The organism is Streptomyces sp. NBC_00775 (assembly GCF_036347135.1).
GTDB lineage: Bacteria > Actinomycetota > Actinomycetes > Streptomycetales > Streptomycetaceae > Streptomyces > Streptomyces lutosisoli.
Genome location: NZ_CP108938.1, coordinates 4,206,458 through 4,232,326 on the forward strand (window position 1 = coordinate 4,206,458; position 25,869 = coordinate 4,232,326).

Sequence of the window (25,869 nt, forward strand, 5' to 3'; positions counted from 1 at the left end):
CGCGCAGCTCGGCGGTCACTTGGGGGTGACCACCTTGTAGTTCTTCGGGACCTGGGCGTCCGGGCGCCGCAGATAGAGCGGCCGGGGCGCCTCCAGCTCCTCGCCCGCGGCGAGCTTCTCCGCGGCGAGGCAGGCGAGCGCGGCGGCCGTGACGTGCTCGGGCTCGCGGGCGTCGGGGAAGGTGTCGGGGTAGAGCAGCGCGCCCGCGCCGACAGCAGGCAGTCCGGCCACGGCGTCGGCGATCTCGGCGGGCCGGTCCACGGCGGGCTCCGACACGCGCGTACGGCGGTCGGCGTACCGCGCCCAGTAGACCTCCTTGCGCCGTGCGTCCGTGGCGACGACGAAGGGGCCCTCGACCTCGGCGGCGTAGGCGAGCCCGTCGAGGGTGCACAGGCCGTGCACGGGCACCCCGAGCACGAGCCCGAAGGTGTCGGCGGTCATGAGGCCGACACGCAGCCCCGTGTACGGGCCGGGGCCGACGCCCACGACGATGCCGGTGACGGCGTCCAGCTTGAGGCCTGCGTCGGCGAGCACCCGGTCGACGGCCGGCAGCAGCAGCTCTCCGTGCCGGCGCGCGTCCACCTGGCTCGACGAGGCGATGACGGACGTGCCGTCGTGCAGGGCGACGGTCACAGCGGGGGTGGCGGTATCCAGAGCGAGCAAGAGCACGCAAACAGCCTACGGCGCCCGAGCCGGACGTACGGCCGCCCGGGAGTGCCGCTCCCCGGCTGCTACCGTCAACAGCAAAGACGTACGCAGTACGAGAGGTGGGCACACAAGGTGGCTAGGAGCAGCTCGGGAATCGTGGCCGGGCTCACCGTGGCGGCGATCGCCGCAGTCAGCTTCCTCGCCTACCAGGCGTCCGCGAGCGTGCCGGACACCCTGGGCAAGCCGCACGCGAGCGCCTCGCCCAAGGCATCCGTCTCGAAGGCCCCCCGGGACAAGAAGAACCCGGCGGCACTGCCCACCCAGTCCGGCACGGGCGAGCGGGTCGTCTACTCCACCGACGACGACCGCGTATGGCTGGTCGGCGCGGACAACAAGGTCCAGCACACCTTCAAGGTCACCCCGGGCACGATCGACCCGGCCGTCGGCACCTACGCCGTCACCACCCGCTCCAACGCGGTCACCGGATCGGATGGCGCACAGATCGAGCACGTCGTCCGTTTCACCCTGGTCGACGGCATCGCCATCGGCTTCAGCGCGGCGGTGAACGGCTCCACGGCCTCCCCCGACTCCACCAAGAAGCTCGGCGGCATCCGCGAGTCCCGCAAGAACGGCACCGCGATGTGGGAGTTCGCAACGATCGGCGTAAAGGTCGAGGTCATCCAGTAACGGCCCCCTGCCAGAGCCGCGCCCCGTCAGAGGCGCCCCATCAGGGGCGCGGGGAACGGCGCAACCTTTTAGGGGCGCGGGGAACGGCGCAACCTTTTAGGGGCGCGGGGAACGGCGCAACCTTTTAGGGGCGCGGGGAACGGCGCAACCTTTTAGGGGCGCGGGGAACGGCGCAACCTTTTAGGGGCGCGAGGAACTGCGCGACCAGCCCCCACCGAACCCGCAGACGAAAACGAACCCCCCAGCGGAGCGCTCACGCAGCCTTGCGAGGCTCCTCAACACCCCGCGAAACCGCCGGAGGCTCACGCGGCGGCAAAGACACCGCTTCCGCCGCCGCACACGAAGCCAACAACTCCCGCATCGACACCCCGCCCGGCTGCGCCACCCCACGCGGCGGCTGCGGCACGTCACGTTCTGAAGCCGGCATGGACGCCTCCTGGGGCTTCGGGGGCAAGCGTGGTTAGGTAGACCTAACTACGGACTGATGTCCATGTGAACACGGCCGGGACGCCGAACGCAATATCTTGCCGACGTCTTGTCGGAACGTTAAGCAAAACTACGAACGGCAGGCGCGCCGACGCGGTGAGAACGGTGCCGGTCAGGCCGAGAGCACGCTCAGGTCGACCGTCACCCAGCGCTCCCCCAGACCGGTGACCGTCACATGCCGTACCTCGTCCGTGGTGTCCCCGACGGCCCGGTGGATGACCACGTGCAGCCGGTCGTCGGTCAGCTCCTCGACCTTGCCCTCGCCCCACTCCACGACGATCACCGAGTCGGAGAGCGAGACGTCGAGGTCGAGGTCCTCCATCTCGTCGAGCCCGCCGCCGAGGCGATACGCGTCCACGTGGACGAGCGGCGGACCGTCCCCGAGGGAGGGGTGCACGCGGGCGATGACGAAGGTCGGGGAGGTGACCGCGCCGCGCACGCCGAGCCCCTCGCCGAGCCCGCGGGTCAGCGTGGTCTTGCCCGCGCCGAGCTCCCCGTTCAGCATCACGAGGTCGCCCGCGCGCAGCAGCTTGGCGAGCCGGCGGCCCAACTCCTGCATCTGTTCGGGGGAGTTGACGGTAATCTGCGCGCTGACCCCGTCCTGCGCGGGCTCAGCCGGGTTGTGCGCTGCTGCTGGTGCTTCCATAGCCACCCACGGTAGCCCCTGCCGGGACGGCTCCCGCGCGCATGAGGAGGTCGGCCAGACGGTCTATGACGACCTCGGGGTGCTCCAGCATGACGAGGTGCCCGGCGTCGGCGACGAGCACCAGCTCGGCGTCCGGCAGCAGGTCGGCGATGGCCTCGCTGTGCTCGCTCGGGGTCACCAGGTCCTTGACCCCGGCGAGGACGAGGACGGGCAGGTCGGCGAAGTGGGTGAGCGCCGCGGTCTTGTCGTGCTCGGTGAACGCCGGGTAGAACTCGGCGACCACGTCGATCGGGGTGCCCTCGATCATCCGCTCGGCGAACCGCTCGACCGCCGGGTCGACGTCCCGGGTGGCGAACGAGTAGCGCTTGATGACCCCGGCGAACAGGTCGGCGGTGGCTCGCCGCCCCCGCTCCACCAGGGCGGCCTGCTGCCCGAGCGCCCGCAGTACGCCGGGGAGCACGCGTCGCACCGCGTTGACGCCCGCGACGGGCAGCCCGAAGTTGACCTCGCCGAGCCGCCCCGACGACGTACCGACGAGGGCGACGGCGACGACCCGGTCGCGGATCAGCTCGGGGTACTGGTCGGCGAGGGCCATGACGGTCATCCCGCCCATCGAATGGCCCACGAGCACGATGGGGCCCTCGGGCACGGCCGCGTCTATGACGGCCTTCAGGTCGCGGCCGAGCTGGTCGATGGTGACCGGCGTCCCGTCCTTGAGCTGGGCGACGCCCCGCCCGGACCGCCCGTGGCTGCGCTGGTCCCAGTGGACCGTGCGCACGACACCGCGCAGCGCGGCGCGCTGGAAGTGCCAGGAGTCCTGGTTGAGGCAGTAGCCGTGGCTGAAGACGACGGTGACGGGGGCCGGCGCCTTGCGGCCGAAGAGCCGGCGACGGCGCGGGGCGAGGGGGGCCTCCGGCTCGGCGTCGTCGACCTCGTAGTACAGCTCGGTGCCGTCGTCGGCGTACGCCTTGCCGGGGGTGCCGCGCAGCGCGCCGTAAGGGCCCGTGGAGTCGAGCGCGAGGAGCGCCTTCCTGCGCATGCCACGGCCGACCGTGAGGCGCTCTATGGCGACTCCGGCGGCGGCGCCCGCTGCCACGACGCCTATCGCGGCGCCCGCGACACCGGCCCTGCGCCAGTTCCCGGCGGAGGCGGCGGCCGCCGAGGCCGCACTCGCGACGGCCTCCGCGCTGCTCTCGCTCACGTCCCGCTCCTCTTCGCTGTCAGCTCTTCGCCGGGTCCTGCTCGGTTATTCGGTACTACCCGTCTTGTTCCTCGTTCACATTCACGTAGACGCGGGGTACGCGGGTTCCGATCCGGGTGACGATTTCGTACGCGATCGTGCCCGCCGCCCGGGCCCAGTCCTCGGCGGTCGGCTCGCCGCGGTCGCCCGGCCCGAACAGGACCGCCTCCGTCCCGGCCAGGGGCTCGTCCCCGCCCAGATCGACGACGAACTGGTCCATCGCGACCCGGCCCGCGACCGTACGCCACTTGCCGCCGACCAGGACGGGTCCGGTGCCGGAGGCGTGGCGCGGGATGCCGTCCGCGTAGCCGACGGGCACGAGGCCGAGGGTGGTGTCGCCGGGCGTGGTGTAGTGATGCCCGTAGCTGACGCCGTGGCCGCCCGGGACGTGCTTCACCAGCGCGAGCGAGGCGGTCAGCGTCATCACCGGACGCAGTCCGAAGTCGGCCGGGGTGCCGAGCTCGGGGCTGGGCGAGATGCCGTAGACCGCGATGCCGGTGCGTACGAGGTCGAAGTGGCTCTCGGGGAGGGTCAGCGTGGCGGGCGAGTTGGCGATGTGCCGCACCTCGGGGCGGACGCCCTGCTCCTCGGCGTACGCCACCATCTCGCGGAAGCGGGTGAGTTGGGCCTGGATGGAGGGGTGACCGGGCTCGTCGGCGCAGGCGAAGTGCGACCAGAGGCCGGTGACGGTGATGAGCCCGCGGGCCTCGGCGCTCAGGGCCTCGCCGACGAGCTCCGGCCAGTCGTCGGGCTGGCAGCCGTTGCGCCCGAGGCCCGTGTCGGCCTTGAGCTGGACGCGGGCGGGCGCGCCGACCGTCCGAGCGGCCGCCACGACCTCCCGCAGGGCCCACATCCCGCTGACCGAGACGTCGAGGTCGGCCTCGATGGCCTGCGCCCACGGCCCGCCCGGTGTCCAGAGCCAGCACATGATCCGCCCCGGCAGTCCGGCCGCCCGCAGCGCGAGGGCCTCCTCGGGGGTGGCGGTGCCGAGCCAGGTGGCGCCGGCCTCGCGCGCCGCTCGGGCACACGGCACCGCCCCGTGGCCGTACGCGTCGGACTTGACCACGGCCATCAGGGCCGCGGACGGCGCGTGGGCGCGCAGGGTCCGCACGTTGGCCCGCAGGGCTGCCAGGTCGATCTCGGCGCGGGCGCGCAGGGGTGCTGTCTCGTTCATCGCGCCCCCAGTGTCTCAGAGGGGCCTGACAGCCCCCCGGCGCCGGTACCGCTAGGACCCCGCAGGCCCGTCTGGCCGTCCGCGGCATCAGGTGCCGGCTCTACGGCCCCACACGTAGACGCGGTCGCCCGTCTTGAGGACGTTCCACAACGTGCGGGCGTCGGCGAGCCGCAGATTGACGCAGCCCCAGGAGCCGTTGGGGTTGTAGATGCTGCCGTAGATGGCGTGAAAGGCCTGTCCGCCGCTGAAGAACTGGCTGTACGGCATGGGGCTGTTGTAGAGGGTCGACCAGTGGTTCTTGTGCTTCCAGTAGATCTTGAACCAGCCGGTACGGGTCCGGTACCCGGCCCGCCCGCTGCGCATCGGCACCGGCCCCCACACCACCTTCTTCCCCTTCTGCACCCAGGTGAGCTGTCGTGCCAGGTCCACGCAGGCGATCCGGTACGACCGCACGGGACACTTTCCGGCGGCGTTCGGGTTCTTCATCGCGGAGAGCAGCTGCATGCGGGCCCAGGTGACGGGTCCGGCGAAGCCGATGTTCGGCTTGATCTTGTACCGCGTCTGGAACGCACGGACGGCAAGACAATCGGCAGCGGACTGTTTCCCGTCCACCTTCAGCTTCAGCCACCGCTCGACCTGCCGCTGATACGGTCCCGTCCGCTTGCTGCATGTCACCGCCGTGCCTGCGGCGGCGTCGCTGAGCGGTACGTATTCGATGAGCGCGTCCGTGCCGGCGGGGGCGTTGCGCGGCTCGACGGCATCCTCGTCCGCGGTGGGTGTGTACACCCTGGGCGCGAGCATCTGGTCCGGTGTATCGATCTGCCACGGCTGATGCGGACCGGGCGCCACGCCCGGCACCAGCTCGCTCCCCGGTCCGGGAGCCGGCGGTCCACTCATCGCCCAGGCACTCTCCCCGGGCGACACCGCCAGCAGCGCCAGCACCACCGCCGCACTCCGACCCCACCACACCATTCGTCTGATCATCATGCGACCACCCAACGCAACCCGCCCCCGCCCCCGAGTGAGCCGCGCGGAAGGGGTCCCCCATTCGCCCGGCCCGTTCTCTCGCCCCCGCCGCCCCTACCCGTCCCATCCCGTTCCTGGGGCTCCGCCCCAGACCCCGTGGGTGGGTTCTTCGGCTGCGGGTGGGTGGGGGCTGGTCGCGCAGTTCCCCGCGCCCCTAACGGCTCGGGGCTGCGCCCCATCGCCCCTGGCCCGCCCCGGGAGCTTTTAGGGGCGCGGGGAACGGCGCAATCTTTTAGGGGGGTCTGGGGGCACAGCCCCCAGGAACGGGATGGGACGGGTAGGGGCGGCGGGGGCGAAACCCCCCGGGTGGGCGTCAGTCGCGGATGTCCCGCCACGCGGCCGGGATCGCCGACGCCACGTCATGGGCCCCCGCAGGCGCCCCGTCCGCCGCGAACCGCCCCGCAAGCCCATGAACGTACGCAGCAACACTCCCCGCATCCACCGCGGACAACCCCGCCGCCAACAACGACCCGGCAAGCCCCGACAGCACGTCCCCACTCCCCGCGGTCGCCAGCCAAGCCGTCCCCGTCGCATTCACCCGCACCACCCCACCCCCCGCATCAGCCACCAACGTCGTCGCCCCCTTGAGCAACACCGTCGCCCCATAAAGCCCCGCAAGCTCCCGCACGGAAGCAAGCCGAGCCCCCTCCACCACCGCACGTGAAACCCCGAGCAACGCCGCCGCCTCCCCGGCATGCGGAGTCATCAGCGTGGGCGCACTCCGCGCCCGCACGACCCCCCGCTCCGCGAGCCGCAACCCGTCCGCGTCCACCAGCACCGGCACCTCCGCGGCCAGCACCTCGGCGACCGACGACGCGTCGTCCCCGGCCCCGGGCCCCACGACCCACGCCTGGACCCGCCCCGCCTTGTGGGGCCCCTTGTCGGACACGAGCGTCTCGGGGAAGGCGGCGATCACCGCGTCCCCGGCGGGCCCCACGTACCGCACGGCCCCCGCACCACCCCGCAGCGCACCGGACACGGCGAGCACCGCCGCCCCGGGATAGCGCGCGGACCCGGCGGCGATCCCGACGACACCGCGCCGGTACTTGTCGCTCGCCGCCCCCGGCACCGGCAGCCGCGCCGCGACGTCCGCGTGCTGGAGCGCCTCCAGCTCGGCCTGGTCCGGCAGTTCGAGACCGATGTCGACGAGGCGTACGGAACCGGCGTACTCACGCGCCGGATCGATGAGCAGCCCCGGTTTGTGCGTCCCGAAGGTGACGGTCAGGTCGGCGCGCACCGCCGCGCCGAGGACCTCCCCGGTGTCCGCCTCAATGCCGCTCGGCAGGTCGACGGCGACGACGGCCGCACGCGACCGCTCGGCCCAGGCGGCCAGCGCCGCCGCGTCCGGCCGCAGCCCGCCCTTGCCGCCGATCCCGACGATGCCGTCGACGACGAGGTCGGCACGGCGGACGATCTGCTCGGCGGCACCGGGGGTGACCAGCGTGCCGCCCGCCCGCCGCAACGCGGACAGCCCCCCGGGATGCGTCCGTTCGGGGGCGAGCAGTACGGCGGTGACACCGGCCCCGCGCCGGGCCAGCCGGGCCCCCGCGTACAGCGCGTCGCCCCCGTTGTCGCCGCTGCCGATCAGCAGCACGACCCGGCTGCCGTACACCCGCCCCAGCACATCGGCGCAGGCCGCGGCCAGTCCGGCGGCGGCGCGCTGCATCAACGCCCCTTCGGGGAGCCGCGCCATCAGCTCCCGCTCGGCCGCCCTTACCGTCTCCACGCTGTAGGCAGTACGCATAGGCCCGAGTCTCGCATCAGCGCCCCGCGAGGGGCGCGGGGAACTGCGCCAGCGACCACAGCCATCCCGCGGCCGACGAACCACCCGCGACGAGCGATTCCCCCAACGCGGCGGCTATCCCTCCGCCACCACCACCGCCGAAGCCACCCCCGCGTCATGGCTCAGCGACACATGCCACGACCGCACGCCCAGTTCGGCCGCCCGGGCCGCCACCGTGCCCTTCACCCGCAGCCGCGGCTGCCCGCTGTCCTCGACGTAGACCTCGGCGTCGGTCCAGTGCAGACCGGCCGGGGCACCGAGCGCCTTGGCGAGCGCCTCCTTCGCGGCGAACCGGGCGGCCAGCGACGCGATGCCTCTGCGCTCCCCGCTCGGCAGATGCAACTCCTGCTCCACAAAGACCCGTTCGGCCAGTCCGGGTGTGCGCTCCAGCGACGCCCGGAACCGGTCGATCTCGGCCACGTCGATACCGACCCCGATGATGCTCATGCCGAGCAGCCTACGGCTGACGCACCGTCCGAACCGGCTGCTAGCCTGCTGCGACCTCATCACTTCGGCCTGTACACGTCAGCTCGCCCTGGGGGGCCAGGAGGCGCGTGCCGTGGGCCGGGAACGCCAGGGGGGCGGAGGCATGAACAGTGCGACCAGCGGCGAGGGCGGAAGATCCGGCACCTCGCCGGGCCCGTCTTTCGACCCGTTCGACACGCTGCCCGAACTCGCTCCGCTGCGCACCGCCGCGGCGAACGGCGACTGGGACGCCACCCGGGCGTTCTTCGCGGATCTCGACTCCGCCGAGAAGGTCACCTTCGCGGCGGACGTCCTCGGCGACACCGCCGGGGTCGAGACGTACCTGGAGCAGGCCGCGGCCGACACCCCCGCGGATCCGCTGCCGCGCACGCTGCTCGCCGGGCGGTACATCCACCTGGGCTGGGAGACCCGTGGCCGCGCCGCGGCCACGCAGGTCAAGCGGGAGCAGTTCGACCAGTTCCACACTTTGCTGCGAAAGGCCGAGCGAATCCTGATCGAGGTGTGCGCGGAGCAACCCGACTACGCCCCCGCCTGGACCGCCCGGCTGCTCACCGCGCGCGGCCTGGAGCTGGGACTGTCCGAGGCCCGCCGCCGCTACGACCGCCTCTCCGCCCACCATCCGCACCACTACGCGGCGCAGACGCAGCTGCTCCAGCAAGTGTGTCCGAAGTGGGGCGGCTCCTGGGAGGCGGCGCACGGTTTGGCCCAGGAGTGCGCGAGCGCCGCGCCCGACGGCTCTCACGCGGGGGCGCTGGTCGCCCTGGCTCATCTGGAGCACTGGGTGGGCCTCAACGGCGCCGCACACAAGGTGTATCTGCGGGACGTGTCGGTCCGCAACGATCTGCGCTCCGCCGCCCGGGTCTCCGTGCTGCACCACGACTACCGGCCGGGCTGGCACTGGATCGACGCGCACAGCGCGTTCGCGATGGCCTTCTCCCTCGGCGGCCACTTCAAGGACGCGGCCCCTCACTTCGCCGCCCTGGGCGACCGGGCCGCCGAGTTCCCATGGCGCTATCTGCACGATCCGAAGGCCGCCTTCGTCGAGTGCCGCACATCCGCGCTGGCGACGCTCTGAGGAGGACCGATCCATGACCGCCGACCTGCACGGCTCCGGCCTCGACGCCCTCTCCGACCTGGTCTCCCACACCGTCACCCAGGGCATTCCCACTCTCTACGCACCCCGCGCGGGCGAGATCACCGCCGGACTGCTCTTCCGCGTGGGCCGTGCCGACGAGACACTGCCCACGGCCGGGATCACGCATCTCGTCGAGCATCTCGCGCTGCACCGCCTGGGCGTGTCCGACCTGCACTACAACGGCACCACGTCGATGTCGTACACCCACTTCCAGGTCACCGGCGACGAGGACGAGGTGGTCGAGTACCTCAACAGCGTCTGTGCCGCCCTGCGCGACCTGCCGCTGGACCGGCTGGAGACCGAGAAGGAGATCCTGCGGACCGAGGCCGCGGGCCGGAACGGCGGGCCCGACTCCCGGCTGCCGCTGTGGCGTTACGGCGCCCAGGGCTACGGCCTGTCCAGCTGCAACGAGCTCGGCACCTGGACCCTCACCGCCGACCAGGTGCGGCAGTGGGCCGAAGCCCGGTTCACCCGCGACAACGCGGTGCTGTGGATCACCAGCGACCATGTGCCGGACCGCCTGGACCTGACCCTGCCCGCCGGGACCCGCATCTCCGCGCCCGCCCCGACCAGTGCGCTACCGGTCACGCCCGCCTGCATCCGGGGAGCCGACGGTCACGTCGCGTACAACGCGGTCGTACGCCGCTCCACCGCCGCGGCGGTCTTCGCCAACGTCCTCGGCCGCGCCCTCTACCAGGATCTGCGCCAGGAGGGCGGCTACTCGTACGCGGCCGAGGCCGACTACACCCCGCGCGACGCCGACTTCGCCACCCTCACCGCGTACGCCGACGCGCTGTTGCAGAAGCAGGACGCGGTCGTCGGCGGCTTCGTCGACACGCTCGCCCGGCTGCGGGCGGGCAGGATCGAACAGGCCGAACTGGACTCGGCGCGCGCCAAGGCGCTGAAGGCGTACGACACTCCGGACCTCGCAGCCGCCCTGCTGCCGTCGTTCGCGCTCAGCCTGCTCCTCGGCCATCGCCTCCTCACCCCCGAGCAGGGCAGGGCGGAGCTGCACGCGGTGACCGTCGCCGATCTGCGCGAGGTCGCCCGGGAGGCGTGGGCCGACGGGCTGCTCCAGGTGCCGGGCCAGGACGCCGACTGGGCGGGCTTCACCCCGGCGCCGCAGTACTCCCAGGCTGCCCTGACCGGCACCCGGCACCAGTCCCTTGAGGACGAGCGGATCACCTTGTCTATCGGCACCGAAGGCGTCAGCCTGCTGACCCCGGGCGGCCCGGTCAGCGTGCGGTACGACGCCTGCGCGGCGATGACCGCCCGCCCCGACGGGGGCCGTTCCCTCACCGGCCACGACGGCTTCTCGGTGACCATCGAGCCGACCCTGTTCCGGGGCGTCACACCGGAGCGGATCGCGGCCGTGGACACGGCGGTTCCGGCCGACGTGGTGGTGCGGATGCCGGCGCGGGACCCGGAGCGGATCCCGCAGCCTCCGGAGCCGGAGCCGGAGCAGCAGCCGGAGCTCTCCAGGCTGCGGCGAGGCCAGGGTAGGGCGGCGGGGCGGGACTGGACGGCCGCGCTCTGGTTCTTCGGTGTGCTCGCGGTCGCCTGGGCTGTGCTCGGCACGGTCGTCACCCTGAACGAGATCGGCTCCGCACACACGGACGGCGCGCGCATCTTCCTCTTCTGGTTCCTGGAGCTGCCGCTGCTGTGGCAAATGCGGTCCATGCGCCAACGGCGGGCCCGGGCCCGCGCGGGCCGCTGACCCTGCGGCGCACGCCGTCAAGCGGCGGCGGCTCGCACCACACGTACTTGCCCCGCGGGCCCCGGTCCAGCCGCCGGGAATGTCTCACCCCCCTGCTAGCCTGCGGCGACTTCACATCCAGCGCACAGGCACGGGGGGCCTGCCGGTGCGCGACACTTCCAAGTACGCCATGGGGGCGGAGGCATGACCAGCACAACCGGCGGCGTGAGCGGAGCACCAGGGATATCCGCGCCGCCTCGTTTCGACCCGTTCGACACCCTGGCCGAACTCGTCCCGCTGCGCACCGCGGCGGCGCACGGCGACTGGCCCGCCACGGCGGCGTTCTTCGCGGGCCTCGGCACGGAGGCGCAGCGGTCCTTCGCCGCGGGCCTGCTGGCCGATATCGACGGAGTGGAGCGGTATCTGGAGCAGGCCGTGGCCGCCCTGCCCGGCGACCCGCTGCCCCGTACGCTGCTCGCCGACCGGTATCTCCACATCGGCTGGGACATCCGCAGCGGCGCCCGCGCCCAGCATGTCTCGCGGGACCAGTTCGACCGCTTCCACGAGTGGCTGCGGCGGGCCGAGCAGCTGCTGATCGAGGTGTGCGCGGAGCACCCCTCGTACGCCCATGCCTGGACGGTGCGCGTGACCACCGCGCGCGGTCTGGAGCTCGGGCAGGCCGAGGCCCGGCGCCGCTACGACCGGCTGGCCGCCCAGCATCCGCACCACTACCCGGCGCAGACACAGCTGCTGCAGAACCTGTGCCCCAAGTGGAGCGGCTCCTGGGAGGCGGCGCACGGCTTCGCCCGCGAGTGTGCGGCAGCGGCCCCGGACGGCTCGCACTCCGGAGCCCTGGTGGCCATCGCGCATCTGGAGCACTGGCTGGAGCTCCTGGGTGACGGAGGCATGGAGGCCGCCGCGTACATGCGGGGTGTGCCCGTCCGTGACGATCTGCGGTTCGCGGCCCAGGTGTCCGTGCTGCACAAGGACTACCGGCCCGGCTTCCACGGCATCGGCGCGCACAGCGCGTTCGCCCTCGCCTTCTCGCTCGGCGGCCACCACCAGGACGCGATCCCGCACTTCCTCGAACTGGAGGACCGGGCCGCCGAGTTCCCGTGGCAGTACACGCCCGATCCGGCGGCCGCCTTCGTCAAGTACCGCAAGGCCGCGCTGTCGGCGGCCTGGGGGGAGTCGCGATGACCACCGAAGTCACCAACCCCGTAGCCAAGTTGGCGGGACTCGTCGGCCACACCACCACCCAGGGCATCCCCACGCTCTACACGCCCCGGCAGGGCGAGATCACCGCCGGGCTCTTCTTCCGCGTGGGGCGCGCCGACGAGACCCTGGCCACGGCCGGGATCACCCATCTCGTCGAGCACCTCGCGCTGCACCGGCTGGGCCTGTCCGACCTGCACTACAACGGCGCGACGGCGAACGCGTACACCCTCTTCCACGTCACGGGCAGCGAGGACGAGGTGGTCGCCTACCTCAACAGCGTCTGCGCGGCCCTGCGCGACCTGCCGCTGGACCGGCTGGAGACCGAGAAGGAGATCCTGCGGACGGAGGCGGCCGGCCGCGGTGGCGGGCCCAGCCACCAGATGCCGCTGTGGCGTTACGGCGCCCAGGGCTACGGCCTGTCCAGCTACAGCGAGCTGGGCACCTGGCGGCTGACCCCGGACGAGGTGCGGCACTGGGCGCAGACGCGTTTCACCCGGGACAACGCGGTGCTGTGGATCACCAGCGACTCCGTGCCGGAGGGACTCGATCTGACGCTGCCCGCCGGTACACGCCTCCCGGCGCCCGCCGCCTCGAACGCGCTGCCGGTCACCCCCGCCTACATCCACGGCGACGACGGCCACGTCGTCTTCAACTCGGTGCTGCGCCGCTCCACCGCGGGCGCCGTCTTCGCCGACGTCCTGGGCCGCGCCCTCTTCCAGGACCTGCGCCAGGAGGGCGGCTACTCGTACTCGGCCGAGGCCGACTACACCCCGCGCGACGCTGACTTCGCCACCCTCACGGCGTACGCCGACGCGCTGCCCAAGAAGCAGGACGCGGTGGTCGGCGGCTTCGTCGACGTCCTCGCCCGGCTGCGCGCGGGCCGCATCGAGCAGGCCGAGCTCGACTCGGCGCGCGCCAAGGCCCTGAAGATGTACGACACCCCGGAACTCGCCGCCGTGTCGCTGCCCTCGTACGCCCTCAGCCTGCTCCTCGGCCATCCGATCCTCAGCCCGGACGAGCACCGGGCGGAGCTGCGCGCGCTAACCGTCGAGGATCTGCGCGAGGTCGCCCGCGAGATGTGGTCGACCGGGCTGCTCCAGGTGCCGGGCCGGGGCGCCGACTGGGCGGGTTTCTTCCTCGCGCCGCAGTACTCGACGCACGCGCTGACGGGGACCCGGCACCGTTCGCTGGAGGACGAGCACGTCACCCTGACGATCGGGGCGGAGGGGGTGTCTCTGACGACGCCGCGCGGCCCGGTCACCGTCCGGTACGACGCCTGCGCGGCAATGACCGCCCGCCCGGACGGAGCCCGCACGCTGACCGGGCACGACGGCTTCGCGGTCACCATCGAGCCGACCCTCTACAAGAGCGTGACGCCCGAGCGGATCGCGGCGGTGGACGCGGCCGTACCGCCCGCGGCGGTGGTGCGGATGCCGCAGCGGGACCCGTCCCGCATCCCACAACCCGAGGCACGCACGCCCGCCCCGCGCTCCCAGGGCAAGGCGCACTGGGGCTGGACGCTCGCGCTCTGGCTCGTCGGCTCGGTGGCCGCGGTGTGGGGCCTGCTCAGTGTGCTCGTCACCCTCGACGAGGCCGGTGCGGCAAACCCTGACTCCGAGGCCATCATCGGCCTGTGGGTGATGGAGCTGCCATGCCTCTTCCTGACGTGGCGGCTGTACCGCCGCCGCAGGCGCGGCTGATCCCGCCGGCTGGGTGCCGTCGCCGCGCGGGCGACGGCACCCAGCCTTACGGGCAGGGCCACTGGTTCCGGCGCTCCTCGCCCTAAAAAGCCCTACCTAAAAGGCCCTACCTACTGGACGTCGACAAAGTCGCCGGTCGCCTTCACAGAACCTGTGGTGGTGGTGCCGGCGAAGCTGAAGCGGTAGTAGCCGTCGACGCCGGCCGTGGTGGTGGTCTTCAGAGCGCCGGTGCTGCTGGACGTGACCGTCTTGAGGGTGGTGTACGTGTCGCTGCCCTTCTTGCGGAACTGAAGCTGCACCGGCTGGGTCGAGTAGCCCGCGTACAGGCCCGTGGTCCAGTTGGCGCGGCTCAGCTTGCCGGTGACCGTGATGGTCTTGCCCTTCTTCACCGGCTCCGGGGTGGCGTTGACGGTCAGCTTGGCGGCGCGCTTGAGCTTGGTGGTGGTGACGTCGTCGTTGTAGCTGGCGTTCGCGTAGAGGTCCCAGGCGCCGAGGAACAGTTTCCAGGTGCCCGCGACGCCGTTGCCGTCCGCGAAGTCGTGCGCGGGGTCGATGTTGAAGACGGCCTTGCAGCTGTAGACACCCTGCTGGGTCGTCGATTCCGTGCAGGTGGCGTCGTCGTCCGTCCCCAGGGAGCCGGTGATGTCGTCCACGTTCGAGCTATCGGTGCCCTGCCACAGGAAGGCCTCGGTGAGGGCGATGCCGCTGTCGTTGGAGGCGGTGTACGTGACGGTGACGGACTTCTTGGCGGTCACGCCGAGGACGATGTCCTTGCCGCCGTTGACGACCGCGTCCGAGAACTTGGTGGCACCCAGCGAGTCCTTCGGCGACACGGTCTTCGAGGCGAAGGATCTGAGCTTCGCCGCCCCGTCCGCACGCTCAGACGCCTGGGCGGTGGCCGGAAGGGCGAGCGCGGAAAGAACGACGGTGCTGGAAAGAACGACGGCAGCGGTGCGTATACGCATGGAATCCCCCACGTGAAAAGGTCGAGAGGCCCGGCCGAACTCTCCCCCTGGCCAGGCCTGTTGAGGCCTCGCATCGTACAGACGCAGCGCCGCCCCGCACCCGAACTCGCCGTGTGACCCGAATCATGGCGGCAGCGGGGATTGGCAGATGTGTGCCACGCGTGACCTCGAAAAGGCCTGGTCGCGGCTGCCCGGGCCGGCACAGAACCGCCAATCACTCACCCGCTACGCCGCGGCCAGCTCGCACCACACGTACTTGCCCCGCAGGCCCAGCCTGGACAGCGGCTGCCACCCCCACAGGTCCGAACACGCCCGGACCAGCGCCAGCCCCCGCCCCTCCTCCGCCTCACCGAGCCGCTCCAGCATCCCCGGCGGTTCGGGCGGCTCGGGGTCGGCGTCCCACGCCCCGATCCGCAGGACTCCCGCCGACCAGCGGACGCGGAGAGCGGCGGGCCCCTTGGTATGCCGTACGGCGTTGGACACCAGCTCCGCTGCGAGGAGCTCCGCGGTGTCGACCAGTCCGATCAGGCCGTGCATGGTGAGGATCAGGCGGACGGTGCGGCGGCTGACGGTGACGGCGCGGAGGTCGTTGGGGATGTAGAGGGAGTACTCCCAGGAGGCGTCGGGTTCGTTTTCGGGCATGCGGCAACTCCGGTTCGGTGGTGGGGGTTTCGGAGCTCTGCGGGTGGCGGGCGGTGGCATGGCCGCAGCCGTCATGGCAGGACGGGGCGGTGCGCTTCCGGGGTCCCGGCGTTCCGCAGAGTGTGCGTCGCATCACTGACGGTAGGGGTAACCTGTAACCCCGAGCAAGCCGATCGCGTAATCAGCCCCGAACGAGGAGCAATTGATGGTCCAGAGGCGCGAACCAACCGCACGCCAAATGCGCCTGGGGATTGAACTACGCAGGCTCCGCGAAGCGGCAGGACTCACCGCCATCGAGGCAGCGGCGCTACTCGGGGCGAACCGTGTCCAGATCAGCCACATCGAATCCGGACTCGTGGGCGTGAGCGAGGAACGGGTACGTCGCCTCGCATCCCACTACGCCTGCACGGACAAGGAGTTCATCGACGCCCTGGTGGTGATGGCCACCGACCGGACACGCGGCTGGTGGGAGGAGTACCGGGGCCTGCTGCCCACATCATTCCTGGACCTGGCCGAGTTGGAGCACCACGCCCGTTTTCAGCGCCACGTGGCCATCCTGTACGTGCCGGGCCTGTTGCAGACGGAGGATTACGCCCGCGCCGTCTTCTCATCCAGGCTGCCCGAACTCACCCATGACGAGCTTGAGTTGCGTATCCGGCACCGAAAGGCGCGCCAGGAGATCACCATCCCGTACGAAGCAGTGATCCATGAGGCGGCGCTTCGGATCAGGGTCAGCGACCGCGCCACCTCAAAGGCCCAACTCACCCGGCTCCTTGAGCTCTCCGAGGCGGACCACATCACCTTGCGCGTCATCCCCTTTGACCTGGATGGCTTCGCCAGCGCCGCAAACACGATGACGTACGTGGGTGGCCCCCTGCCCAAGCTGGACACAGTGGTGCGGGACGCACCCCACGGCACAGTCCTTGTCGATTCCGAGGCTCAGCTCAACATTTATCGAACGAGCTTCCGTAGGGTAGAGGCTGCGTCACAGGACCCCGAACGGTCACGTGAATTGATCCACAAGCTGGCGAAAGAGCTGTGAGGAACCCCATGGACAACTGGCGGAAGTCGTCCTACTCAGGCCCGGGCGACGGCAACGAGTGCGTGGAGATAGCCAACTCCCCCACCCACGTCGCCGTCCGCGACACGAAAACCCCGGCCAGGGCCACCCTCACCTTCCCGACCGGAGCCTTCACCCCCTTCATCGCAGCCCTAAAGACTCACTCCACCGTCACCGACTTCGCCAGGTTCCGAGGCTGATCCACCTCGTTCCCCCGAGCCGTAGCCAGCTCACAAGCGAACACCTGCAACGGAACGGTCGCCACCAGCGGCTGCAACAGCGTCGGCGTGGCCGGGATCCGGATCAGATGGTCGGCGTAGGGAACGACCGCCTCGTCGCCCTCCTCCGCGATCACAATCGTGCGCGCACCCCGCGCCCGGATCTCCTGGATGTTGGACACGATCTTGTCGTGCAGGACCGAGCGCCCGCGCGGTGACGGCACCACGATGACGACCGGCAGGTCATCCTCGATCAGCGCGATCGGCCCGTGCTTCAGCTCGCCCGCCGCGAAGCCCTCGGCGTGCATGTAGGCGAGCTCCTTGAGCTTCAGGGCCCCCTCCAGCGCCACCGGGTAGCCCACGTGCCGGCCCAGGAACAGCACGGTGTTCTTGTCGGCGAGGGAGCGCGCCAGCTCGCGTACCGGCTCCATGGTCTCCAGGACCCGCTCGACCTCGCCGGAGATGTGGGACAGGTCCCGGATCACGGCCAGGATCTCGTCGCCCCACTTGGTGCCGCGCACCTGGCCCAGGTACAGGGCGACCAGATAGCAGGCGACCAGCTGCGTCAGGAACGCCTTCGTCGAGGCGACGGCGACCTCCGGGCCCGCGTGGGTGTACAGCACCGCGTCCGACTCACGAGGGATGGTCGAGCCGTTCGTGTTGCAGATCGCCAGCACCTTGGAGCCCTGGTCGCGGGCGTGCCGCAGGGCCATCAGCGTGTCCATGGTCTCGCCGGACTGGGAGATGGCGATCACCAGCGACCGGGTGTCGAGAATCGGGTCCCGGTAGCGGAACTCGCTCGCGAGCTCCACCTCGCACGGGATCCGCGTCCAGTGCTCGATGGCGTACTTGGCGATCAGCCCGGCGTGGAAGGCGGTCCCACAGGCCACGATGACGACCTTGTCGATCTCGCGCAGCTCATGGACGGGGATCCGTACCTCGTCCAGCGTGAGCAGGCCGGACGCGTCGATGCGTCCCAGCAGCGTGTCGGCGACCGCCTTGGGCTGCTCGGCGATCTCCTTGAGCATGAAGTAGTCGTAGCCGCCCTTTTCGGCCGCCGAGACGTCCCAGTCCACATGGAAGGAGCGCACGTCGGCGGGCCGGCCGTCGAAGCCGGTGACCGTCACGCCGTCCCGGCGCAGCTCCACCACCTGGTCCTGGCCCAGCTCGATCGCGGAGCGCGTGTGGGCGATGAACGCGGCGACGTCCGAGGCGAGAAAGGCCTCGCCCTCTCCGACGCCGACCACGAGCGGCGAGTTCCGGCGCGCCCCGACCACCACGTCCGGATCGTCGGCGTGCACCGCGACCAGCGTGAACGCGCCCTCCAGGCGCCGGCACACCAACCGCATGGCCTCCGCCAGGTCCGCACACGAGGAGAACTCCTCGGCGAGCAGATGCGCGACCACCTCGGTGTCCGTCTCGGAGGCCAGCTCGTGCCCGCGCTCGGCCAACTCGGCGCGCAGCAGGGCGAAGTTCTCGATGATGCCGTTGTGGACGACGGCGACCCGGCCCGCGTTGTCCAGATGCGGATGCGCGTTCGCATCGGTGGGGCCCCCGTGGGTGGCCCAGCGGGTGTGTCCGATGCCCGTCGTCCCGGTCGGCAGCGGCCGGTCGACGAGCTCCTTCTCCAGGTTGACGAGCTTGCCGGCCTTCTTCGCGGCGGCGAGCCCCCCGTCCGCCGGCACGGCGACGCCCGCCGAGTCGTATCCCCGGTACTCCAGCCGCTTCAGTCCGGCCATCACCACGTCAAGCGCCGACTGCGACCCCACGTATCCCACGATTCCGCACATGGGCCGCAGCCTACGGTCCGAGGCCCGCCCGAACCCGGCACCTCGTGCCCGATATCGGAAATTCCAGCGGCCCTCGGCAGAGGTCACCGAGCACGCCGAGTACCCCGCGTGACGGACCCCACCCCCCATCCCGTCCATACTCCCGTAACAATGGACTGTGATCTCTCCGGTCTCCCCGTTGCAGCGGAGCGCCCACCGGCCCAAGCCGGAGGCGACTCCCTACGTCGACCTCACCCGTGCCGAGTGGAGCGCGCTGCGCGAAAAGACGCCGCTCCCGCTGAACGCCGAGGAGGTCGAGAAGCTGCGCGGTCTGGGCGATGTCATCGACCTCGACGAGGTGCGGGACATCTATCTGCCACTGTCCAGACTGCTCAATCTGTACGTCGGTGCCACCGACGGGCTCAGAGGCGCCCTGAACACCTTTCTCGGCGAGAAGGGCTCCCAGGCCGGCACCCCGTTCGTCATAGGGGTCGCCGGGTCCGTGGCCGTCGGCAAGTCCACCGTCGCCCGCCTCCTCCAGGCCCTGCTCTCACGCTGGCCCGAGCACCCGCGCGTCGAGCGGGTCACCACGGACGGCTTCCTGCTCCCCACCAAGGAGTTGGAGGCGCGCGGCCTGATGTCGCGCAAGGGTTTCCCCGAGTCGTACGACCGCCGCGCCCTGACCCGGTTCGTCGCCGACATCAAGGCGGGCAAGGACGAGGTGACGGCCCCCGTCTACTCGCACCTCATCTACGACATCGTGCCCGACCAGAAGCTCACGGTCCGCCGCCCCGACATCCTCATCGTCGAGGGCCTGAACGTGCTGCAGCCCGCCCTGCCCGGCAAGGACGGCCGCACCCGCGTCGGCCTCGCGGACTACTTCGACTTCAGCGTGTACGTCGACGCCCGCGCCGAGGACATCGAGGCCTGGTACCTCAACCGCTTCCGCAAGCTGCGCGCGACCGCCTTCCAGAAGCCCGACTCGTACTTCCGCAGGTACACCCAGGTCTCCGAGGAGGAGGCGCTCGACTACGCCCGCACGACCTGGCGGACCATCAACAAGCCGAACCTGCTGGAGAACGTGGCCCCGACGCGCGGCCGGGCGACCCTCGTCGTGCGCAAGGGCCCGGACCACAAGGTGCAGCGGCTGAGCCTGCGCAAGCTGTAATCCCGTACGACTATTCTGCGCCCATGCTGCACCTGCGCCTGATCACGCCCGCCGACCGCACCGATGACGTCGTACGGCTCATCGAGAAGACGGTCGGCACCACCCACCTCGTGGTCCTGCCGGGCGCGGCCCGCAACCCGGCCGGGGATGTCGTGATGTGTGACGTCGCGCGCGAGGCGGGCGACGAACTCATCGGTGGTCTCAGGGAGTTGGAGCTCGACAAGACCGGTTCGATCGCCGTCGAGGACATCGATCTGTCGCTGTCGAAGCGTGCCGACAAGGCGGAGGCCGAGGCGCCGGGCGAGGGTGCGGACGCGGTGCTGTGGGAGCACTTGGCGGACGCCTCGCACGAGGAGTCGACGCTCAGCGTCACCTATGTGGCACTGCTGGCGGTCGCGACGATGCTCGCGGCCTGCGGTGTGATGCTCGACAACGCGATCCTGATCGTCGGCGCGATGGCCGTGGGCCCGGAGTTCGGCCCGCTCGCGGGGATCTCCACGGCTCTGGTGCGGCGGGCCCCGCACCTGGTGTGGCGCTCACTGTGGGCGCTGCTCGCCGGTTTCGCGGTGGCGATGGTGCTGACGGCGGGCTTCAGCTGGCTGCTGGACGCGCTCGGGCTGTTCGAGAAGTCCATGGTGGAGGCGCCCCGGCCGAACACCGCCTTCATCTGGAAGCCCGACTGGATGTCCTTCGTCGTGGCCTTCCTGGCAGGCATCGCCGGCACCCTGTCCCTCACCTCCGCGAAGTCGGGCGCCCTGATCGGCGTGGCGATCTCGGTGACGACCGTCCCAGCCGCCGCAAACGCCGCCGTGGCCCTCAGCTACACGGACTACTCCCAGATGTGGGGCTCCACTTGGCAACTCCTGGCCAACCTGGGCGGCATCGTCCTGGCGGGCACCCTCACCCTGCTGCTCCAGAAATGGTTCTGGGCCAAACAACGAACCAGCGTGCCCCTTTAGGGGTGCAATCTTTAGGGGCGCGGGGAACGGCGCAGTCTTTTAGGGGCGCGAGGAACGGCGCAGCCTTTAGGGGCGCGGGGAACGGCGCAATCTTTTAGGGGCGCGAGGAACTGCGCAGCCTTTAGGGGCGCGGGGAACGGCGCAGTCTTTCAGGGGCGCGAGGAACTGCGCGACAAGCCACGACGCTCCCGCAGCCCGCAACACACAGAACCCCCCACCCCTACCCGGCAACCCCGGCACTACCCCAGCGCAGACTTCACCGCATCAGCCAACCGCCCAGCCACAGACCGCGCATGGTCGATATCCGCAGCCTCGACCATGACCCGAACAAGCGGCTCGGTCCCAGAAGACCGCAACAACACCCGCCCCGTAGACCCAAGCTCCCGCTCCGCGTCAGCCACCGCGGCGGCCAGCTCGGCAGACGTCCCCACCCGCGACTTGTCGACGTCGGGCACATTGATCAACACCTGCGGCAGCCGCTCCATGACGGACGCGAGATCCTGGAGCGTACGCCCGGTCTGGGCGACCCGGGCCGCCAGCAGCAGCCCGGTCAGCGTGCCGTCGCCGGTGGTGGCGTGGTCGAGAATGATCACGTGCCCGGACTGCTCGCCACCGAGCGCGTAGCCGTGTTCCTTCATCTCCTCCAGGACGTAACGGTCACCGACCGCGGTCTGGATGACGGAGACTCCCTCACGCTCCATGGCGAGCTTGAAGCCCAGATTGGACATGACAGTCGCGACAACGGTGTCGGAGCGCAGTGCGGAACGCTCCCGCATCGCCAGCGCGAGTACGGCCAAGATCTGGTCACCGTCCACCTCGGCACCCGTGTGGTCCACGGCGAGGCAGCGGTCGGCGTCGCCGTCGTGCGCGATGCCGAGGTCGGCGCCGTGTTCGAGGACGGCGGCCCTCAGAAGGCCGAGGTGGGTGGAGCCGCAGCCGTCGTTGATGTTCAGGCCGTCGGGCTCCGCGCCGATCGTGATGATCTCGGCACCGGCGCGCGAGAAGGCCTCGGGCGAGACCCGGGCGGCGGCGCCGTGCGCCTCGTCGAGGACGATCTTCAGACCGTCGAGACGGTTCGGGAGCACGCCGATGAGGTGGGCGACGTACTGGTCGAACCCTTCGCCGTAGGAGCGCACGCGCCCGACGCCCGAGCCGGTGGGCCGGTCCCAGGGAGCGCCGGTGCGGTGCTCGTCGTAGACGGCCTCGATCCGCTCCTCCAGCTCGTCGTCGAGCTTGTGCCCGCCGCGTGCGAGGAACTTGACGCCGTTGTCCGGCATGGCGTTGTGGCTGGCCGAGAGCATCACGCCGAGGTCGGCGCCGAGCACGCCGGTGAGATACGCCACCGCCGGGGTGGGCAGCACACCGACCCGCAGGACGTCCACGCCCGCGCTGGCCAGGCCCGCCACCACGGCGGCCTCCAGGAACTCCCCGGACGCGCGCGGGTCCCGCCCGACCACCGCGACCGGCCGGTGGCCCTCGAACGAGCCCGCCTCGGCCAGTACGTGCGCCGCCGCCACGGAGAGTCCGAGCGCGAGCTCGGCCGTCAGATCCGCGTTGGCGACACCGCGCACGCCGTCCGTGCCGAAGAGTCGTCCCACTTGTCCTCCTGAGGAAGCTTCAGAGTTCGGAAGTCATCCGATCACACGAGCCTTTGAGCACCTTGTGCCGTTATACGCCCATGGCAGTGATAAACGAACGCCCCGGCGGCACTGTGGCGTGCCGCCGGGGCGATCGGACGTACTACGCGTACTGCTACGCGTACGAGCAGGCAGCGAAGATTAACGCTTGCTGTACTGCGGGGCCTTGCGGGCCTTCTTGAGACCGGCCTTCTTGCGCTCGACCGCACGGTCGTCGCGCTTGAGGAAGCCGGCCTTCTTGAGGGCGCCGCGGTTGTTGTCCACGTCGGCCTCGTTCAGGGCGCGGGCCACGCCGAGGCGCAGGGCACCGGCCTGACCGGAGACGCCGCCACCCGAGATGCGGGCGATGACGTCGTAGCGGCCGTCGAGCTCGAGCACCTTGAAGGGCTCGTTGACTTCCTGCTGGTGCACCTTGTTGGGGAAGTAGTCCTCAAGGGTGCGACCGTTGATCTTCCACTTGCCGGTGCCCGGGACGATCCGGACGCGGGCGATGGCGTTCTTGCGACGGCCCAGGCCGGCGGCCGGCTGCGGGTCACCGAAGCGGCCCGCGAGCGACTCAGAGGTGTACTCGCCCTCGACGGGCACCTCGGACTCGCTGGTGTAGCTCTCGATGTCGACAAGCTCGGTCTCAGTCTCTTCGACCGGCTGCTCAACGGTGGTCTCGGCCACGATGCTCCTCAGATTCTTTTCTGTCTTTGGGGGTGTGGCCGGAACTACTGCGCGACCTGGGTGATCTCGAACGGCACCGGCTGCTGGGCAGCGTGGGGGTGCTGGTCGCCCGAGTAGACCTTCAGCTTCGAGAGCACCTGACGGCCCAGGGTGTTCTTGGGGATCATGCCCTTGATGGCCTTCTCGACGGCCTTCTCGGGGTTCTTGGCCAGCAGCTCGTCGTAACGGACGGAGCGCAGACCACCCGGGTAGCCGGAGTGGCGGTAAGCCATCTTCTGGGTCTTCTTGTTGCCGGACAGGTGCACCTTGTCCGCGTTGATGATGATGACGAAGTCACCAGCGTCGACGTGGGGGGCAAAAATCGGCTTGTGCTTGCCCCGCAGGATGTTCGCGGCAGTGGTCGCGAGACGACCCAGGACGACATCCTGGGCGTCGATGACGTACCACTGGCGAGTGATGTCGCCGGGCTTGGGGCTGAACGTACGCACGGTCGTAGCCTTCGCTTCTTCAGTGAGTGGGTCCTGACATGGCCACCACGGACGATCACGACAGCCCTGACCGCATGGCGGTGACGCATACCGCACGCTGGTCGCTGGTCATCGGCCCCGGTGGACCGGTGTAAGGGCCCCTCACGTGAGAATGAGCAAGCCAATACACATAACGAACTGCGAGCTTACCCGCGCTGCCCCGTACGGGTCAAAACGCGAGCCTCGCGGTCCGTGACTGGCTTGGGTACCGCTGCGGGTCCGCCCGGCGCCGGGCGCCGGGCTGTCGCCACCGCGGCGGCCAGTACACAAAGGGTAAGGCAGTCCCGGAAGGCCCGGCGCGTCACCGGCTCCAGCCAGGGCCAGCTGAAGCCCGGCACCTGCGGCAGCAGGGCGAGCCAGAACCAGGGGCTACGGGCCACCGAACCCGGGTGCGGCACACCCGCGAGCAGCAGCGGCAGCACGACGAGCAGATAGTGGTCGTACGACGGCCGGGACACCAGGAACGCCGAGAGCATCAGCGTCGCGGCGGTCTCGACGAGCCGCAGCGGCCCGGGATCGGCACGGTTCCAGCGCCGGTACGCGCACCAGACCCCCGCGCCGGCGGCCGCGAGGGCGATCGAGGCCGCCGCCCCCTGCGGCACGCCGAGCCGGGTCAGCACCGCCCCCGGCGATGCCTCGTACAGCCGTACGAAATTGTCGTGTCCCCGCAGCAGGAACGGCAGCGTCCGTGTGACGAATCCCGCAGGGTCGGGCATCAGCAGGGCCGCCCCGCCGGAGGCCACCGCCGGGACCAGCACCAGGGCGGCCAGCCCCTGCCATCGCCGGGCGAGGACGAAGAGCAGCGCCATCGGTGCGAGCAGCGGCTTCAGGACGATCGCGGTACCGATCACCGCCCCCGCCAGGACCCAGCGCCCGCGCACCGCGCACAGCAGCCCCAGCGGCAGCGCGACCGCCGCCGTCACGGTCCAGTTGCCGAGCGTCACCAGGTGGCCGAAGGGTGCGAAGCCGAGCGCGAGCCCGGTCAGGCCGAGCACGGCGAAGCGGCTGCGCCAGGAAATCTCATGGACCCGGAGCGCGCAGGCCCAGCCCGCCACCAGCAGCCCGGTCACCGTCAGCGGGACCAGCACCCGCAGTACGGACAGCGGCAGCAGCGCCTGCGGGACGGCCGCGAGCACCGCGCCGGGCAGATAGAGGAAGTGCGGGTCGGCGTAGGGCGAGCCCCCGTCCAGCCAGGTCCGGGCCGCCCGGACGACGATCGCGTTGTCCATCCCGCCGTCCGAACTGGCGCGCGCGACGTTCACCACCCGCAGGCACAGCACCAGGGCCAGCACCGCCCACGCGTGCCGGGAGGCCCGGCGCACCAACCACCCGGAGATATCGCTTTTATCCGTATCCATGCAGGTCACGCTAGGGGCTCAGGTGCTCTGTGAAGCGGAACGGCACCCCCCAACGCCCGTCTAAGATGCGGCGCATGAGTTATGGGCAGGGTGGGCAGGGGCAGCCCCCGTGGGATCCCTGGAAGCCGGGTTCTCAGCAGCCTCAGTGGGGCGGCCAGAACGCCGATCGGACTCCTGACTGGGCGGCACTCGCCGAGGCGTCCGAGTCACGCAACAAGCGCCGCAGAGTGCTGTTCATCGGCGGCGGAGCGCTCGCCACGGTCGCGGTCGGCGCGGCCGTCGCCGTGGCCGTCGTGTCCGCGAACGGGGACACGACGGCCTCGAACCAGCCCTCCAACCTGCCGGCGACCGCGACCATCCCGAGCGAGACCACCGCTCCGGCCCCGTCGTTCGCGCCGACCTCGGCCCCTCCCCCGCTGGATCCCAAGGACTTCATATCCAGCGCGGAGAAGGACACGGCGGCGCTCAGCCCGGACATCCTCTTCCCCGGTACGCAGCTCACGATGGGTGACCGCGTCTACCGCAAGGGCCCGACGGCCGACACGAAGAGCTGCAAGTCGGCCGCGAAGGGCACCCTGCCCCGGGTCCTCACCAAGAACAACTGCACGCGCGTCCTGCGCGTCACCTACACCAGGGACGGCGTCGCGGTGACGGTCGGCGTGGCCGTCTTCGACACCGAGGCCCAGGCGACCAAGGCCAAGGGCGACGCGGACAAGAAGAGCATCATCAACTCGCTGTCCGGCAACGGCGTCAAGTCCTTCTGCGACGCGGCGGTCTGCCGCTCGACCACCAACTCCTATGGCCGCTACGCCTACTTCACGCTCGCCGGTTTCACCAACGGCAAGGACGTGACGACCAAGGACACCAAGGTCTTCACGACCGGCGACGACCTCGCCGAGTTCGCCTTCCGGCAGATCCGCCGGCGAGGCGAGGCCCAGGCGTCGGCGGCGGCCAACGAGTAGCAGGTGGCGC

General features: G+C 70.8%; 24 protein-coding genes. 10 read left to right on the plus strand and 14 right to left on the minus strand.

Going from position 1 to position 25,869, the window contains the following annotated elements; all coding sequences use genetic code 11:
* Positions 1–15: 15 nt before the first annotated feature.
* Entirely contained in the window at positions 16–669 is a 654-nt protein-coding gene (gene tsaB / locus OIC96_RS18625) for a tRNA (adenosine(37)-N6)-threonylcarbamoyltransferase complex dimerization subunit type 1 TsaB (RefSeq protein ID WP_330306746.1), read from the minus strand.
* A 111-nt stretch (positions 670–780) separates the two neighbouring features.
* On the opposite strand from tsaB, the gene OIC96_RS18630 reads away from it, so the two are divergent.
* A complete protein-coding gene (locus OIC96_RS18630) occupies positions 781–1,335 on the plus strand; it encodes a hypothetical protein (protein ID WP_330306745.1) in 555 nt (184 codons plus the stop codon).
* Positions 1,336–1,933: 598 nt separating this feature from the next.
* On the opposite strand, the gene tsaE is transcribed toward OIC96_RS18630, so the two are convergent.
* From tsaE to OIC96_RS18660, 6 genes are all read right to left on the minus strand, one after another.
* Positions 1,934–2,467, minus strand: a complete 534-nt coding sequence (tsaE, locus tag OIC96_RS18635; protein WP_330306744.1) for a tRNA (adenosine(37)-N6)-threonylcarbamoyltransferase complex ATPase subunit type 1 TsaE — start codon at positions 2,465–2,467, stop codon at positions 1,934–1,936.
* On the minus strand, positions 2,433–3,668 hold the full coding sequence (locus OIC96_RS18640; protein WP_330306743.1) for an alpha/beta fold hydrolase: 1,236 nt from the start codon (positions 3,666–3,668) through the stop codon (positions 2,433–2,435). The genes tsaE and OIC96_RS18640 overlap by 35 nt, the downstream gene beginning before the upstream one ends.
* Positions 3,669–3,723: 55 nt before the next feature.
* Positions 3,724–4,881: an alanine racemase gene (gene alr, locus OIC96_RS18645; protein ID WP_330306742.1), complete on the minus strand. Its 1,158-nt coding sequence runs from the start codon at positions 4,879–4,881 to the stop codon at positions 3,724–3,726.
* An 87-nt stretch (positions 4,882–4,968) separates the two neighbouring features.
* Entirely contained in the window at positions 4,969–5,778 is an 810-nt protein-coding gene (locus tag OIC96_RS18650; RefSeq protein WP_406502277.1) for a L,D-transpeptidase family protein, read from the minus strand.
* A 442-nt stretch (positions 5,779–6,220) separates the two neighbouring features.
* The gene (locus tag OIC96_RS18655) at positions 6,221–7,651 is read right to left on the minus strand and encodes an NAD(P)H-hydrate dehydratase (protein WP_330306740.1); all 1,431 of its coding nucleotides are present in this window, start codon (positions 7,649–7,651) and stop codon (positions 6,221–6,223) included.
* A 114-nt stretch (positions 7,652–7,765) separates the two neighbouring features.
* Positions 7,766–8,137: a holo-ACP synthase gene (locus tag OIC96_RS18660; RefSeq protein WP_327431026.1), complete on the minus strand. Its 372-nt coding sequence runs from the start codon at positions 8,135–8,137 to the stop codon at positions 7,766–7,768.
* A gap of 142 nt (positions 8,138–8,279) precedes the next feature.
* Here OIC96_RS18660 and OIC96_RS18665 point away from each other — a divergent pair, with 142 nt between their 5' ends.
* From OIC96_RS18665 to OIC96_RS18680, 4 genes are all read left to right on the plus strand, one after another.
* Complete coding sequence (locus tag OIC96_RS18665) at positions 8,280–9,251, plus strand: hypothetical protein (RefSeq protein ID WP_330306739.1); 972 nt, start codon at positions 8,280–8,282, stop codon at positions 9,249–9,251.
* Positions 9,252–9,264: 13 nt separating this feature from the next.
* Complete coding sequence (locus OIC96_RS18670; RefSeq protein WP_330306738.1) at positions 9,265–11,028, plus strand: M16 family metallopeptidase; 1,764 nt, start codon at positions 9,265–9,267, stop codon at positions 11,026–11,028.
* A gap of 183 nt (positions 11,029–11,211) precedes the next feature.
* A complete protein-coding gene (locus OIC96_RS18675; protein WP_330306737.1) occupies positions 11,212–12,207 on the plus strand; it encodes a hypothetical protein in 996 nt (331 codons plus the stop codon).
* On the plus strand, positions 12,204–13,925 hold the full coding sequence (locus tag OIC96_RS18680) for a M16 family metallopeptidase (RefSeq protein WP_330306736.1): 1,722 nt from the start codon (positions 12,204–12,206) through the stop codon (positions 13,923–13,925). Before OIC96_RS18675 ends, OIC96_RS18680 begins: the two co-directional genes overlap by 4 nt.
* A gap of 110 nt (positions 13,926–14,035) precedes the next feature.
* Here OIC96_RS18680 and OIC96_RS18685 read toward each other — a convergent pair whose 3' ends face one another.
* Together OIC96_RS18685 and OIC96_RS18690 are read right to left on the minus strand one after the other, a co-directional pair.
* A complete protein-coding gene (locus OIC96_RS18685; RefSeq protein ID WP_330306735.1) occupies positions 14,036–14,890 on the minus strand; it encodes a hypothetical protein in 855 nt (284 codons plus the stop codon).
* 225 nt (positions 14,891–15,115) lie between these two features.
* Entirely contained in the window at positions 15,116–15,532 is a 417-nt protein-coding gene (locus OIC96_RS18690) for an ATP-binding protein (protein WP_330306734.1), read from the minus strand.
* 205 nt (positions 15,533–15,737) lie between these two features.
* On the opposite strand from OIC96_RS18690, the gene OIC96_RS18695 reads away from it, so the two are divergent.
* The gene (locus OIC96_RS18695) at positions 15,738–16,574 is read left to right on the plus strand and encodes a helix-turn-helix domain-containing protein (RefSeq protein ID WP_330306733.1); all 837 of its coding nucleotides are present in this window, start codon (positions 15,738–15,740) and stop codon (positions 16,572–16,574) included.
* Positions 16,575–16,582: 8 nt separating this feature from the next.
* Positions 16,583–16,792: a DUF397 domain-containing protein gene (locus OIC96_RS18700; protein WP_330306732.1), complete on the plus strand. Its 210-nt coding sequence runs from the start codon at positions 16,583–16,585 to the stop codon at positions 16,790–16,792.
* On the opposite strand, the gene glmS is transcribed toward OIC96_RS18700, so the two are convergent.
* Complete coding sequence (glmS, locus tag OIC96_RS18705) at positions 16,753–18,600, minus strand: glutamine--fructose-6-phosphate transaminase (isomerizing) (protein WP_330306731.1); 1,848 nt, start codon at positions 18,598–18,600, stop codon at positions 16,753–16,755. The genes OIC96_RS18700 and glmS overlap by 40 nt on opposite strands.
* A gap of 157 nt (positions 18,601–18,757) precedes the next feature.
* Here glmS and coaA point away from each other — a divergent pair, with 157 nt between their 5' ends.
* A complete protein-coding gene (coaA, locus tag OIC96_RS18710; protein WP_327431021.1) occupies positions 18,758–19,747 on the plus strand; it encodes a type I pantothenate kinase in 990 nt (329 codons plus the stop codon).
* Between the two features lie 23 nt (positions 19,748–19,770).
* Positions 19,771–20,706, plus strand: coding sequence for a DUF389 domain-containing protein (locus OIC96_RS18715; RefSeq protein WP_330306730.1), 936 nt, complete (start codon positions 19,771–19,773; stop codon positions 20,704–20,706).
* A 239-nt stretch (positions 20,707–20,945) separates the two neighbouring features.
* On the opposite strand, the gene glmM is transcribed toward OIC96_RS18715, so the two are convergent.
* The 4 genes from glmM to OIC96_RS18735 form a co-directional block, all read right to left on the minus strand.
* Complete coding sequence (gene glmM, locus OIC96_RS18720; RefSeq protein ID WP_330306729.1) at positions 20,946–22,304, minus strand: phosphoglucosamine mutase; 1,359 nt, start codon at positions 22,302–22,304, stop codon at positions 20,946–20,948.
* 180 nt (positions 22,305–22,484) lie between these two features.
* Entirely contained in the window at positions 22,485–23,012 is a 528-nt protein-coding gene (gene rpsI, locus OIC96_RS18725) for a 30S ribosomal protein S9 (RefSeq protein ID WP_327431018.1), read from the minus strand.
* Positions 23,013–23,056: 44 nt separating this feature from the next.
* Positions 23,057–23,500: a 50S ribosomal protein L13 gene (gene rplM / locus OIC96_RS18730; protein ID WP_319206688.1), complete on the minus strand. Its 444-nt coding sequence runs from the start codon at positions 23,498–23,500 to the stop codon at positions 23,057–23,059.
* Positions 23,501–23,685: 185 nt separating this feature from the next.
* Positions 23,686–24,897, minus strand: coding sequence for a glycosyltransferase family 87 protein (locus OIC96_RS18735; protein ID WP_330306728.1), 1,212 nt, complete (start codon positions 24,895–24,897; stop codon positions 23,686–23,688).
* Positions 24,898–24,971: 74 nt separating this feature from the next.
* Between OIC96_RS18735 and OIC96_RS18740 the strand changes: the two genes are divergently transcribed.
* Complete coding sequence (locus tag OIC96_RS18740; protein WP_330306727.1) at positions 24,972–25,859, plus strand: hypothetical protein; 888 nt, start codon at positions 24,972–24,974, stop codon at positions 25,857–25,859.
* Positions 25,860–25,869: the final 10 nt, after the last annotated feature.